Source organism: Pararhodospirillum photometricum DSM 122 (genome assembly GCF_000284415.1).
GTDB classification, from domain to species: Bacteria; Pseudomonadota; Alphaproteobacteria; order Rhodospirillales; family Rhodospirillaceae; genus Pararhodospirillum; species Pararhodospirillum photometricum.
Window position 1 is genome coordinate 3,639,868 of sequence record NC_017059.1, and the last position, 13,149, is coordinate 3,653,016.

Annotated in this window: 8 protein-coding genes, 2 tRNA genes and 2 other RNA genes; 9 read left to right on the plus strand and 3 right to left on the minus strand. The window is 62.5% G+C overall.

Features of this window, described 5'->3' with window-relative positions; all coding sequences use genetic code 11:
- Positions 1–110: 110 nt before the first annotated feature.
- The 6 genes from RSPPHO_RS16175 to RSPPHO_RS16205 all read left to right on the plus strand — a co-directional run bounded on the left by RSPPHO_RS16175 (position 111) and on the right by RSPPHO_RS16205 (position 5,889).
- Positions 111–1,409 carry a TolC family protein gene (locus RSPPHO_RS16175; protein WP_157879283.1) on the plus strand — a complete coding sequence of 433 codons (1,299 nt, stop codon included), beginning with the start codon at positions 111–113 and terminating at the stop codon, positions 1,407–1,409.
- Positions 1,410–1,581: 172 nt separating this feature from the next.
- Positions 1,582–1,658: transfer RNA gene (locus tag RSPPHO_RS16180), tRNA-Ala, on the plus strand.
- A gap of 70 nt (positions 1,659–1,728) precedes the next feature.
- Positions 1,729–1,804: a transfer-messenger RNA gene (gene ssrA / locus RSPPHO_RS16185) on the plus strand.
- A gap of 33 nt (positions 1,805–1,837) precedes the next feature.
- Positions 1,838–1,913, plus strand: a transfer-messenger RNA (tmRNA) gene (gene ssrA / locus RSPPHO_RS16190).
- 389 nt (positions 1,914–2,302) lie between these two features.
- Entirely contained in the window at positions 2,303–4,525 is a 2,223-nt protein-coding gene (locus RSPPHO_RS16200; RefSeq protein WP_051013956.1) for a sigma-54-dependent Fis family transcriptional regulator, read from the plus strand.
- A gap of 161 nt (positions 4,526–4,686) precedes the next feature.
- Positions 4,687–5,889, plus strand: coding sequence for a DUF917 domain-containing protein (locus RSPPHO_RS16205; protein ID WP_041796006.1), 1,203 nt, complete (start codon positions 4,687–4,689; stop codon positions 5,887–5,889).
- 259 nt (positions 5,890–6,148) lie between these two features.
- Here RSPPHO_RS16205 and RSPPHO_RS16210 read toward each other — a convergent pair whose 3' ends face one another.
- Positions 6,149–8,164 (minus strand): TonB-dependent receptor, encoded by a 2,016-nt coding sequence (locus RSPPHO_RS16210; protein ID WP_041796008.1) that lies wholly within the window; start codon positions 8,162–8,164, stop codon positions 6,149–6,151.
- Positions 8,165–8,533: 369 nt separating this feature from the next.
- Between RSPPHO_RS16210 and RSPPHO_RS16215 the strand changes: the two genes are divergently transcribed.
- The gene (locus tag RSPPHO_RS16215; RefSeq protein ID WP_162138102.1) at positions 8,534–9,298 is read left to right on the plus strand and encodes a helix-turn-helix transcriptional regulator; all 765 of its coding nucleotides are present in this window, start codon (positions 8,534–8,536) and stop codon (positions 9,296–9,298) included.
- Between the two features lie 130 nt (positions 9,299–9,428).
- On the opposite strand, the gene glnA is transcribed toward RSPPHO_RS16215, so the two are convergent.
- Together glnA and RSPPHO_RS16225 are read right to left on the minus strand one after the other, a co-directional pair.
- Complete coding sequence (glnA, locus tag RSPPHO_RS16220; RefSeq protein WP_014416287.1) at positions 9,429–10,838, minus strand: type I glutamate--ammonia ligase; 1,410 nt, start codon at positions 10,836–10,838, stop codon at positions 9,429–9,431.
- A 208-nt stretch (positions 10,839–11,046) separates the two neighbouring features.
- Positions 11,047–11,385, minus strand: a complete 339-nt coding sequence (locus tag RSPPHO_RS16225) for a P-II family nitrogen regulator (protein ID WP_014416288.1) — start codon at positions 11,383–11,385, stop codon at positions 11,047–11,049.
- Between the two features lie 271 nt (positions 11,386–11,656).
- Between RSPPHO_RS16225 and RSPPHO_RS16230 the strand changes: the two genes are divergently transcribed.
- A complete protein-coding gene (locus RSPPHO_RS16230) occupies positions 11,657–12,844 on the plus strand; it encodes an aminotransferase (protein WP_041796010.1) in 1,188 nt (395 codons plus the stop codon).
- A gap of 55 nt (positions 12,845–12,899) precedes the next feature.
- A tRNA-His gene (locus RSPPHO_RS16235) sits at positions 12,900–12,976 on the plus strand.
- The last annotated feature ends 173 nt before the right edge of the window (positions 12,977–13,149 follow it).

The following is a 13,149-nucleotide window of genomic DNA, read 5'->3' on the forward strand; positions in this document are numbered from 1 at the left end:
CCGTCTAGGATAGTCTATCTAAATAAAGGCCGGCGCAGAGGGAACTTCACGGCGTCTTGAGAAGTGGCGCGCGGTATCAAGGGGGATGTGCGACAGTGAGACGTGCGACAGTGAAACGATGCAGACGAAGCCTTGCTTTTGCCCTGGTGACAGTGGTCGCCGGGATGCCGACCTTGGCAGGGGCCCAGTCCATTCAAGAGCTCTTGCCCCAGATCATCGACACCCATGACAAAGTGGCCGCCGCCCACAGCCGAGTGGAGGCCGCGCGCAACCGGGCCCGGGAAACCCTGGGGGGGTGGTTTCCGGTCCTGACCTTGCAAAATCAGACCGGCTATGAGCACGTCGAGCGACCGCAAAGGATGTCCGACCCCAGCTACCATACATGGCAATCGGATGCGACCTTGACCCAGTTACTCTGGGATTTCGGGGGCACCAACAGCCGGATCGAAGCCCAACGTCTGGTTCTTGAGCAAACGTCGTCTGAAGAAACGGCGGTGCGCCAGAACCTGATGCAAGAAGCGCTGACCGCTTATGTGAACCTCCTGCGGGCCGAGCGTCTTCTCGACTACGCCCGGCAGTCCGAAGACAATGTGCGCCGGCAGACGGGTCTTGAACAGGCCCGGGTGGATCGGGGCTCCGGCCTGTCCACCGACGTTCTCCAGGCCAAGACCCAGCTCGCCGGCGCCGAGGCCCGCCGCGTGCAGGCCGAAGGCGCGGTGCAGATTGCTCGCAACCGGTTTGAGGCGGTCTTTGGCTTCGTGCCCCCAAGCACCAAGGGGCTGGTGGCGCTCAAGGGCCCAGCGGGCGATGTGCTGCCCACCACGTTGGACACGGCCCTCGCCCGGGCTCGCGACGCCAACCCCAGCTTGCGGGCCGCCATGGCGGCGGCCGGGGCCCAGCGGGCGATGACGGGGTCGGTGATGGGCGAGCGGCTGTTCCCCCGGGTTGATCTGGTCGCTAGCAATGCTCTCAAGCACAACGTTGATGCCCTTGAGGGTGACAAAATGAACACCTCGGTGCAGGTGCGGGCCACGTGGTCCATTAACCTGGGCATGACCGCGGTCAACTCGTTGCGTGCCGCCGAGGCCGAGGCCCAGGCCGCCGGCCATAGCGAAGGCGATACCCGAACCCAGGTTGAGGAAAAAGTGCGCAACGCGTGGCAGCGGTTGGAAACGTCGCGGGCCAACGCGCGTATCCTGGCCAATCAGGCCAACATCGCGGGCGAGTTCTTGGATTTGGCCCGCCGCGAGCGGCAGTTGGGGCAACGCTCCTTGATTGACTTGTTGTCGGGGGAAACCGCGCTGTACAACGCGCAAGCGGATGCCTACTCGGCCGAGGCTGATGTTATTATTGCCTCTTATGCCTTGATGGCTTCGGTAGGCGCGCTCGACATGGGGCAGATCCGCTAACGTCTTGTCCTGCCGGGGATGGGGCAGGCGAGAGGAAAAGGGAAGCCTGGAGAGACGCGGGCTGTTTTTTGCCGTTGCCGGGCAGGAGCCCCGATGACCCTAGGGGCCGGAGGGTGTTTTTCTTCTTGACTCACGGGGGCAATCCGGCGAAATTCCGCGCCCTGATCCCTTGGGGGCCGTAGCTCAGTTGGGAGAGCGCAGCAATCGCACTGCTGAGGTCAGGGGTTTCGATTCCCCTCGGCTCCACCAGGGTCCTCGCCATTGCCGCAGAGGATGGGTCAGGCTAGAGTAAGGTGTTGAGTGGTTGTTTTTCCAGGGCGGGGCCGTAGCTCAGTTGGGAGAGCGCAGCAATCGCACTGCTGAGGTCAGGGGTTCGATTCCCCTCGGCTCCACCAGGAAAAGCAGGCAGGCAACGCCCACCCCTCAAAGGGGCCGTAGCTCAGTTGGGAGAGCGCAGCAATCGCACTGCTGAGGTCAGGGGTTCGATTCCCCTCGGCTCCACCAGAATTTCCAGGGTCCGGTTGGCAACAACCGGGCCTTTTTTGTTTTGCGCCGTCTCCGACGGGCTCGGAAGGTCCGGCCTCCCCGTCCTTTTCCTCAAAAATCCGAGGTGGACGAAATCGTCCGCAGTTTCCCCCGGATCTTGGACGAAATCATCCAAGAGACGGTGGTTTACCCCTGCCGTGTTGCACCGGGGACGACCCAAGTGTAAATTAAGCGGGCAAAAATGGCGCTCGGAGAACGATGGTTTTCCGAAGGGTGCACGTTTCAGGAATTGGCGCGCCCAGACCCCCTGACCGCCGGGAGGGTGCGTTGATGTCGGGAGAGCCACGGTGGGGAAAAGGACGTTGGCCCGGCTCACGCCCCAGGCCGCCCCGGAAGGGGCACCCGATATGGTGGGGAGTTCCTCGGCTCTCCAACGCGTCCGATCGCTGATCGACAAGATCGCCCCGACCGATCGTCCCTTGCTCATTTTGGGAGAAACAGGCACCGGCAAGGAGGTCGTGGCCCGGCGCATCCACGCCCTGAGCGGCTATGCCGAGGGGCCGTTTGTGGATGTGAACTGCGGGGCCATCCCGGAATCCTTGGTGGAATCCGAGTTGTTTGGCCACGTCAAAGGGGCCTTTACCGGAGCCTCGGCGTATCGCCCCGGGACCTTTTCCCAAGCGACCAAGGGGACCTTGTTTCTGGATGAAATCGGCGAGTTGCCGGTGGCGTTGCAGCCCAAGCTGCTGCGGGTTTTGGAGACCCGTTTATTTCGGCCGGTCGGATCGGCCGAGCCCTTGCACTTCGAGGGGCGGATCATCGCCGCGACTCACCGCGATCTGCGGGCCATGGTGGCCGAGGGCAGCTTTCGCGAGGATTTGTATTACCGGCTTGCCGTCTTTACCGTGGAGTTGCCCACGTTGGAGCAGCGCCGGGGCGATATTCCCGATCTAGTGCGGCATTTTGCCCTGCGCCAGCCCCGGCCCCTGAGCTTTTCCCCCGCCGCCTTGTCCTTGCTGCGCCAACAGCCCTGGCCGGGCAACATCCGACAATTGCGCAATCTGATTGATCAGTTGGGGGTGTTGGCTGAAACGCCAGAGATTGGCTTGGCCGTCTTGGAGCCCTTCCTGGCCCATGCCCCGGAGCCCCGCCTACGCGAGGATGAGATCGCCGAGGCCCTGCTGCGCCTGCCCGGTGACGACAAGCTCCTGGCGGCGGAAAACCTGCTGATCGATCATGCCCTGGCACGGTGTGATGGCAACAAAAGCGCGGCAGCCAAGGTCCTGGGCGTGAGTCGCAAGGTCATCGAGCGCCGGCTGAAGTCTCGGGATGCTCCGCTGCAAAGAATGCGCGATCTCCTGGACGATGCCCGCTTGTTGGTGGACAGCGCCCGCTATCGCGAGGCCATCGTGACCTTGCGCCGTTGTCTGAAGCTACAGGGCGAGGGGGACGGGGAGGGCGAGGAAGAGGCCCTCTTGTTGTTTGATGTTTATCGCCTTTTGGGAATCAGTTTACGCAGTGTCAACGGCTGGTTGTGTGCCGAGGCCCAGGACTGCTACCAGGCCGCCTTGAACCTGGGGCGTGGTGACCCTCTGGAACGGGCCCATCTCCAGTTCGGGATCTGGGGGGCGCAGCTCATGGCGCTGGATCTGGTGAAAGCCCGAGCCAGCGCCCAGGACATGATCCAGCATGCTTTGAGCCAGTCCTTGGGCGATGCCTTGGGCGATGCGTATGTGGCTTTGGCCAATACCTTGTTTTGGCTGGGCGATGCCGAGGAAGCCTTGGCCTGTCTTGCCCGCTGCCAGCTTTTGGGCGTGGATCGCACCGAAGAACGCCTGGGCGGCCAGGGGATTGACTTGGCCAATCTTGCCCTCACCCTGGAGGGCTTGGCCGCTTTTCGTCTGGGATCCTTCGCCCAAGCCCGCAAAGCCCTGGCGATGCTGGTACGGCGCCTGGAAACTCAGCGCTTCCATGCCTTCAATCATGCCCTGACTCTTCAGGGCGCGGCGTGGTTGTCGTGTCTGTTCGAGGAACGGGAGGCTACCGGGACCCACGGGAGCGCCCTGGAAACCCTTTCGCGCGAGTATGGGTTTACATTCTATCAAGGCGTGGGTCAGATTTTCCGCGGGATTCACGAAGGCTGGGAGGGGGAGCCCGGGGTGGCCGAGGCCGTCATCCAAGAGGGCTACGATACCTTGCTGGTACGCCGAGGGGGCCGTTTGTTCCATTCCTTTCAGGCGTGGCACCGCGCCTTAGCCTTACTTGCCGCCGGGCGGTCCCAGGAGGCCCTGGCCGCCGCTGATTTGGGTGTTGAGGTGGCCATGCAGACCCAAGACCGCGCCTATCTTGGCGAGCTTCTCGTCGTGCGAGCCCGGGCTAGGCGGGCGCTTGGCGAGGAGGAAGAGGCTTGCCAGGACCTGTACGGTGCGCTCTCCACCGCCCAGGCCCTGGGCTCGGTTGCGGCCCGGGTCGAGGCTGCCACGGCCTTGGCTCAGGTGTTGCGCGAGACCGGGCGGGCGGCGGCAGGGACCGAGCTGCTGACCCGGGCCCTGCGCGGGGTGGCCTTGTCCGAGGCGCCGCCTTTGGTGCAGCGCGCTCTTGCCCTGCTGGCGACCGACGCAGATCACTAGCTCTCAAGCCCCAAAGACCGAGGGATCTGGGGAGGCCGTGCCCCCCAGCCTTTTCTTCTTTTTTCTCTCCAACATGGCACAGCATGTGCATTTCCTCCCCCGCAAGTTCATGCCGGGTCGAAACAAGGACCCGCAGATCATGGGATAGAAGGGGGACCCCTATGGGATACGAACTGAGCACGGACGATATGGAAGCCCTGCTCCTGGGCGGAGCCTTTTTCGGGAGTGGGGGCGGTGGCACCGTTCAGTCGGCCCGGCACCTGTGCGCCCACTTCAAGCCAGGCCGGTATTACCCGACCGATCGGGTGGAGGTCGTGGGAGTGGCCGAGGCGACCGAGGGCGAGGCCGTGATGGTGGCCTACATGGGGGCGCCCGAAGCCATCAACAGCGTGGCCTATCCCATTGGTCCGGTGGAAGCCGCCCGGGCCGTGCAGCAGCGCTTGGTGTCCCAGGGACGGACCCTGGCCTACATCGCGCCGCCGGAAAGCGGGGCCCTGGGCTTTGTGGTGGCGGTGCTCGTGGCCGCCAAGCTGGGCTTGAAGGTGATTGATGGCGACGGAGCCGGTCGCGCTGTTCCGTCCTTGCCCATGCTGACCTATGCCGCCGCCGGGGTTAGTCCGCGCCCGACTTTTTTGGTCAGCCAAGGCGAACTGCGGGTCGAGCTTGATGTCACCCCGCGTTATGGCGAAGACGGCGGCTTGCAGCATCAGCAAGATGTTTCGGTGATCGTCGAGCAGATGACGCGTCCGATCGTGGCGGCGCCGCAGTTTGGTCAGTTTGGTGGGCTGGCCTTGTGGGTGATGCCGCCGACCTTGCTCGACAAGGCCCTGCCCATCCGGGGCACCGTGGCCCGGGCCCTGACCCTGGGGCGCGCCTTGCAAGCGGGGCAGATCACGGCAACCGATGCCATGATCGAGTTTCTGGCCGAGCGTTTCCATATCCAGGCCGTGCCGATCATGCCGCCCGGGCGCTTGATGGCGGTCCAGACCGATACCAGCGGCGGCTTTGACACGGGCAAGGTGGTGTTGCAGTCCAACGGCCAGACCGTGACGGTTTTGTTTGAAAACGAGTCCCTGCTGGCCTGGGACAGCGCCAAGCCCCACCCCATCGCCATGGCCCCCGACTCCATCGCCTACTTCCTGGAGGGTAAGGGGCAGGCGGTATACACCAATGGCGACCTGATCCAGAGCAACGGCACCCTTGATCCCTCGGTGATGAACCGCCGGGCCAGTCTGCTCGCTTGGCGGGCCGAGGCGCCGTTGACCGAACCGGGGGGGCTGATTCTTGACAGCTTCCGCGACGCGCTGAAGGACCTGGGCTATCTCGGGCCGTATGTGCCCGTGGATGCCCTGGCGGCGGCTTAAAAGAGAGGAAAGGCTGGAGAGGCGCCGGGCCTTCCCAGACCCCTCCGGTCCTTTGGAGAAGGAAAAAAGGGGGTTGCCTCCAGGGCGGGGGGTCAGGGGGGCAGACGCACTCCCGACGCCGCCTGACCTCCGCCCCGGGGATCTTGATGCTGGTTAATCTTGGAGACGCTTTTTCCTTTTTAACACCCTCTTAAAGGAAACGAGGGGTTTGGGGAGGCCGCGCCTCCCCAGCCTTTCTTTCTTTTACCGTCTTCCGCCCTTAAAACCGGGCGGATAGCTGCAATCCGAACTCACGCGGATCGTTGAGTTGTGCCCCAACATAGCTGTTGGCATAAACCTGATAAAGAGTATCAGACAAGTTGCGGCCATAGACGCCGATTTTCACCCCATACTCGGTCTCATAGGTCATCCCCGCGTCCACCACCGTGTAAGCCCCCTGGCGTAGGGTGTTGTTTTCGTCGAAATAGTGCTCCCCGACGTGGCGTACGGTTGCCGTGGGCTGCCAACGGCCACCTTCACCGAAATGGCCGGTCCACGAGGCCCGCAGGCTGTAGGCCGGGGCATAAGGCGTGGTGTTGCCCTCGTACGGACCTTTGGTAAACCGGCTTCGGTTGACCATGCCACCGACAGAAACTTCCTGATCCTCAAAAATCACGGCCGTGCCGCTGACCTCAACCCCCAGGCTACGGGCATCCCCCATGTTGGAGAGCGTCATCAAGCCTGCCGGTCCGCTGTAGCCTTGCACCTCGTGGCTCTCGATATCGTACACGGTGGCTTCGGTGCGTAGCCTCCCATCCCGTGACTGATACTTCCAGCCGGTTTCAAAGCTGAGAACGGTCTCGGAGCCATAAGAGGCCGTATCCAAAGTTGTGGTACCGGCTTTGTTAAAGCCTCCAGGCTTGTACCCCCGGCCAATGCCCACCCAAAGGCGATGTTCCTCGGAAGGAAGGTAGGCAAGGGCCGCGTGAGGGGTGATGGCCCAAAACGTTGCCTCATTGCGGTGGTCACCGATTGCACCGGTTTCGTCGGGAATGCTCATGAGGGACTTAGCCTTTTCCCAGGCCACACGGGCGCCGGCGCTGATCTCCCAGCGCGGTGCCAAGCGATACGTGCTATCAGCGAAGAAAGAGTGGGTCATCATGGTGTTGTCGGAGAGGGGGCCGCCCATGGACCCAATGCTTCCCTCACCTCCCACGTCCTCGTATTTGTAGCGTTGCCTTTGCCCGCTGTACCCAACGATCAAGGACAGGTCATCGGCTTTGTAATTGGCGCGCAGTTCCCCATACAGGCTCGTTTGGTCTTCCTCCGTGTCGATGCCGTAGGTGCCAAAAGTGCGCTCCAGAAACATTTCTTGCCAGGAGACAATGCCTGTGGTTGTCCACCGATCGGTGATTTCGTGGGTCGCGCTCAGGCTGATATCATCAAGGCGGCGGTTGAGTTTGGGCGTTGTCACCACCGGATTGACCCTGTCGCGCGACAGATCATCCAAGGACACGTAGTATTCCTCTTCCGACCGATAGCGCTCGGTGCCGATTTTCAAGCGCGCGCTGAACGGCTGGGAGGAGGGCAGGTAATGAAGCGAGACCCGTCCGCTGGTCACGCGGCGGTCGTCGATGTTTTCCAGGCCGCGACTCGGATCGTCGAGCGAGCCTCCCTCCATACTGTCATTGGCCATGCCCTGGATTGCCCACCCGGCATGAAGACCACTGCTGGCCCCGCCCGACACCCGGTGCCCCCGGCTGAAGGCCTGAACGTCGGTCCACAGCGTTGGCTTGTCGTCGGGCAGGGCGCTTTCCACATTGATCACGCCGCCCAGGGCCCCGCGCCCATAAACCGCGCCTTGCGGACCTTTGACGAGTTCAACCCGATCGACATTTTCCAGGGCTTGTGCATACGCGTGCGGTAACTGAGGAACGCCGTCCACATTCAGGCCGACCGCCGGCCCATAAAAATCGCCTGACGACAGGCCGCGCAATGTAAAATTGTTGTAAACCCGGGAGCTGCGCCCCATGGATTGCAGCTCGGGAAACAGTGTGTCGAGCTTATCGGTGCTGTTCACCCGGTCTTTTGCCAACGCCTCGCCCGTTTTCACGGCCACGCTGCCAGAGACCTCGAAATCCGTTTGGTCGCGCTTGTTGGCCGTTACCGAAACGGGAGCCAACATGATGACACCGTAGGCGGATTCTGTTCCTTCGTCTGGGGTTTCTTGCGCAAAAGCAGGCCACGTCAACGTCATCAGTAAAACGGCGCCACCGGCGCGAAAAGGCCCCTGCATCAGCCCATCTCCTTTTTCCATTCCAGGAAGGATGCGGTCGGATACGACACGCACCACCCCGACACAGGCGCGTGGCTGGACACCCCTTTTATCGATGTGGCAATGAGATTTAATCTCAACCCCTGGAAGGCCGTCTAACGGTAGCCGGCCAGTTTTTGTGGTTTTAGGGCAAAATTCATGAACCACTGTGGTCTGACGGATCGGGGCTCTCTCCCTCTGGGGAGCCATTGTCTGTGGCCGGCGTTGCCCCTTCCTGCCGAGGAAGCTGCCCGCCGTTTGCGCCTCCACGACGTTCAAGAAGACATCCTCCTCGGAACCTGGAGTGGCCCCGTGGAACGGGAGTGGGGGATCTCCGGCGAAGCTCCGCCCATGGTTTGTGTGGGGGTATTGCTTGAGGGCGAAGTGGCCATGAAGCCGGCCCTCGGTCCCGCGTTGACGCTGCGGCCAGATACCACGGTTTTATACGCCATGGGGCATGCGGCCCATGGCGACGATGTGGTGAAGGCACAAGGAGCGCTGCGTTTTGTGGATGTACGCTTTCCCCCGCGGATCTTTTTGCCCAGAGCCCCCGATCTCGCAATGACTGTTGTGCACGAAGCCCTTTTTGCCAAGACCGAGGGCTCTGACGGGGGGATGCTGCGGGTCGGATCCACCTCCCCCGAGGTACGACGAACCGCCAACGAAATTCTGGCGTGCGAGGCTGTTGAGGGTCCTTTCCTGAAAGAACTGTCTTTGCGTGCCAAGGCCCTGGAGTTGTTGGTCCTGGCACTCCGCGATAGTTTTCCGTCCCCTGAGGTCACGATTTCGGTGCGCGAGCGCAAGCGCATCGCCATGGTCTGCCGCCTCCTGGAGGGAGACTACGGCAGGCGGTGGAGTACCGGACAGCTAGCGCGCCACGTCGGGCTCAGCGAAAAACGACTTCAGGCTGGGTTTCGCCACGTCATGGGGGCGTCCTTGCATGCGTACCTGCGCTCGATCCGCTTCAAGGTGGCTATGACCTTGTTGGGAAACGGGGGGAGCGTCACGGAAACAGCCTACGCGGTCGGCTTTTCAAGCCTCAGTCACTTCAGCAAGGCTTTCAAGGACCATACGGGGATGTCGCCAAGGGAGTGGAGACAGAGAAGTATCCTCTGAGTTAAAGAGCGCTTCAAAAAAAAGAGGACCCCACCGACACCTAGCGCCAATAGGGTCCTCTTTGCTAGCTCGACGGAAGGGGGCCACTTTGCCCGATAGGCGCGGTGCCCCCTAATGTTCAGAGCTTAGATCACACCGAGTAGTACATCTTGTACTCGATCGGATGCGGCGCGTGCTCGAAGTTGTACACTTCTTCCCACTTCAGAGCCAAGTAGCCGTCGATCATGTCGTCCGAGAACACGCCGCCCTTCTTGAGGAAGTCGCGGTCGGCGTTCAGGCTGTCCAGGGCTTCGCGCAGCGAGCCACAGACGGTGGGGATGCCGGCCAGTTCCTCGGGGGGCAGGTCGTAGAGGTTCTTGTCCATCGGGTCGCCCGGATGGATCTTGTTCTCGATGCCATCGAGGCCAGCCATCATCATGGCGGCGAAAGCGAGGTAGGGGTTGGCGCCCGGATCCGGGAAGCGAACCTCAACGCGCTTGCCCTTGGGGCTAGCGACGTAGGGGATGCGGCAGGAGGCCGAGCGGTTGCGGGCCGAGTAGGCCAGCAGCACGGGGGCCTCGAAGCCGGGGATCAGGCGCTTGTAGGAGTTGGTCAGCGGGTTGGTGAAGGCGTTCAGGGCCTTCGCATGCTTGATGATACCGCCGATGTAGTACAGCGCCATGTCGGACAGGTCGGCATAGCCCGAGCCCGCGAACAGAGGCTTGCCGTCCTTCCAGATGGACTGATGGGTGTGCATGCCCGAGCCGTTGTCGCCGGCGATGGGCTTGGGCATGAAGGTCGCGGTCTTGCCGTAGGCGTGGGCGACCATATGAACGACATACTTGTACTTCTGCATGTCGTCGGCGGCTTCAATCAGGGTGTTGAAGCGAATGCCCAGCTCATGCTGCGAGGGCGCCACTTCGTGGTGGTGCTTCTCGACGGGCATGCCCATCTCGGCCATGGTCGAAACCATCTCAGCGCGCAGGTCCTGGGCACTGTCCACCGGCGGCACGGGGAAGTAGCCGCCCTTGATCGGCGGACGGTGGCCGTAGTTGCCTTCGTCGAACACCTTGCCGGTGACGTAGGGGCCTTCCTCGCTGTCGATCTCGAACATGCAGCGGTTCATCGACACGTCGTAGCGGACGTCGTCGAACACGAAGAACTCGGCCTCGGGGCCGAAGAAGGCGGTGTCGCCGACGCCCGAGGAGGCCAGGTAGGCAAGTGCCTTCTTGGCGATCGACCGCGGACAACGGTCATAGGGCTGCCCGGTCGAGGGCTCGTAGACGTCGCAGAACAGGATCAGCTGGGGCTGGGCGGCAAACGGATCCATCACCGCGGACTTCAGATCCGGCTTCAGGATCATGTCCGACTCGTTGATGTCCTTCCAACCCGCGATCGACGAGCCGTCGAACATGATGCCCTCGTTCAGGGCGTCCTCGTCGATGGTCGAGACGTACTGGGCTGTGTGCTGCCACTTGCCTTTCGGGTCGGTAAAACGGAAATCGACGAACTTAACGTCGTTTTCCTTGATCATTTCGAGAATGGTCTTGGCGTCGGACATGACCTTGAGTTCCCGTTGTCATGAGACTTGTCTAAAACTGCGGCGGCCCGGTCCTGCTGGAAGGGGTCACCGGCGAACAACCGGCGGACTGTGCCGGGCCACCTTTTCCTGCTCCTGGGTCCATCGGACGATCCCGGGGAGCGGGCCGGCAGGTGGCAAAGCCTGGTGAGGGTCAACGTCCGCGAGAGCGTCCCCTGCGACGCCCTTATTAAATCGCGTCGCTGCCCCGTTCCCCGGTTCGGATGCGAATGGCTTCCTCAATGGGGTAGATGAAGATCTTGCCGTCGCCAATGCGACCGGTCTGCGCAGCCTGCTGGATGGCCTCGACGGCGCGCTCCACCAGGGTATCCTCGATCACCAGCTCGATTTTGACCTTGGGCAGGAAGTCAACCACGTACTCGGCGCCGCGATACAATTCGGTGTGGCCCTTCTGGCGGCCAAACCCCTTCGCCTCGGTGACGGTGATCCCCTGCAAGCCGATTTCGTGAAGCGCTTCCTTCACCTCGTCCAGTTTGAAGGGCTTGATGATCGCTTCGATTTTTTTCATGGGCTGCGGTTGCTCCGGCTGGATGGGTCGGGGCGCGCCCCTCGCGGGCCGCTTGGCGGGATGCTTATCATGTCCCGTGCCACCTGTTCAATCTCCAGGTAACAGACTGATTAAATTTACGGTTTTTTACCCCCGACGGCGTCCTGACGCAAGCTTTACTGCCTTTGGTACGGGCACGATGCTTCTTCTTTGGGCATGCTTTTGAAATCAACGCGCGTTACCCTGGAGGCCGCCCAGGACCCAAGTCCCTGGGATGTCAGGAGGACTCGGCATGAAGGCGGCGAACGCCCTGTTTTCGTCCCTTGGGACGACCATCTTTACCGTAATGTCGCGTCTGGCCCAGGAGCATGGCGCCATCAACCTGGGGCAGGGATTCCCCGAGGGCCTGGAGCCCCCCGACGTCATCGAGGCGGCCCGCGCGGCCTTGACGGCGGGACCGCATCAGTATCCCCCCATGATGGGAGAGCCGGTGTTGCGGCAGGCCGTGGCTGCTCACGAGGCGCGCTTTTATGGCCTCGACATTGATTGGGAGCGCGAGGTCCTGGTCACCTCGGGCGCGACCGAGGCTCTGGCCGATGCCCTGTTCGGCTTGATCGAGCCGGGGGACGAGGTCGTGCTTCTTGAGCCTTTGTATGATAGCTACCTGCCCATCGTGCGCCGTGCCGGCGGTATCCCCCGGCTGGTGCGCCTGGAGCCGCCGCACTGGGACTTGCCGCGCGAGGCCCTGGCCCGGGCTTTTGGGCCGCGCACCAAGCTGATGATCCTGAACTCGCCGATGAACCCCTGTGGCAAGGTGTTCTCGCCCGAGGAGTTGGTCTTCCTGGCCGACCTGCTGGAGCGCCACGACGCCTATGCCCTTTGCGATGAGGTTTACGAGCATCTGGTGTTCGATGGTCGGCCCCATGTGCCGCTGATGACCGTGCCCGGCATGCGCGAGCGCTGCGTGCGGATCGGCTCGGCCGGCAAGACCTTTTCGCTGACCAACTGGAAGGTTGGCCTGATCGTGGCGGCGCCGGCGCTCCTGGAGCCCATTGCCAAGGCTCATCAGTATCTCACCTTTACCACTCCGATTCCCTTGCAGCGCGCCGTCGCCTACGGGCTGGGCAAGGACGACGCCTATTTCGACGGGCTCAAGGCCGATATGCAGGCCCGGCGTGATCGGCTGGCCCGGGGCCTGGAGGCGCTGGGAGTTGGCGTGCTGGCCTGCGCAGGGACTTATTTTCTCAGTGCCGACTTTCGCCCGCTTGGCGTGGATCGGCCCGATGCCGAACTGTGCCGCTGGCTGACCACCGAGGCCAAGGTCACCTTGGTGCCGGTCAGTGCCTTTTATGCGCAGGACACCTCCGATTCTCCGCCTCCCGCCCACTTGGTGCGCTTCTGTTTTGCCAAGCGCGATGCCGATCTCGACGAAGCTCTGGCCCGCCTGGGGCGGTTTTTCAACAAAGCGACGCAGCCGTGAAACAAAGCCCTTGACGCCCTCGGGCCAACCCAGTAAAAAGCGCCCCACATCGACGGCGGGTGTAGCTCAGTTGGTTAGAGCGCGTGGTTGTGGTCCATGAGGTCGTGGGTTCGAGTCCCATCTCTCGCCCCAAGTCATGAAGGCCGGGTTCTCACGGAACCCGGTCCTTTTTCCTTTGGCGCGGAGGTCAGACTCCGCCAGAGTCGGGGAGCGAACATGACTTTAGTTTTTGGACAAAACGAGGCAGGGGGTTGGCTGTCGCGTTGGCGCTCCTGTTGCCCGGTACCGCGCTGGCCGATGAGATC

What these genes read in the sequence shown, in the direction of transcription:
- RSPPHO_RS16200 (WP_051013956.1), top strand. Translation starts at nt 2,303, where the DNA reads ATGGTGGGGAGTTCCTCGGCTCTCCAACGCGTCCGATCGCTGATCGAC.
- RSPPHO_RS16205 (WP_041796006.1), top strand. Translation starts at nt 4,687, where the DNA reads ATGGGATACGAACTGAGCACGGACGATATGGAAGCCCTGCTCCTGGGC.
- RSPPHO_RS16210 (WP_041796008.1), bottom strand. Translation starts at nt 8,164, where the DNA reads ATGCAGGGGCCTTTTCGCGCCGGTGGCGCCGTTTTACTGATGACGTTG.
- RSPPHO_RS16215 (WP_162138102.1), top strand. Translation starts at nt 8,534, where the DNA reads ATGGTTTGTGTGGGGGTATTGCTTGAGGGCGAAGTGGCCATGAAGCCG.
- glnA (WP_014416287.1), bottom strand. Translation starts at nt 10,838, where the DNA reads ATGTCCGACGCCAAGACCATTCTCGAAATGATCAAGGAAAACGACGTT.
- RSPPHO_RS16225 (WP_014416288.1), bottom strand. Translation starts at nt 11,385, where the DNA reads ATGAAAAAAATCGAAGCGATCATCAAGCCCTTCAAACTGGACGAGGTG.
- RSPPHO_RS16230 (WP_041796010.1), top strand. Translation starts at nt 11,657, where the DNA reads ATGAAGGCGGCGAACGCCCTGTTTTCGTCCCTTGGGACGACCATCTTT.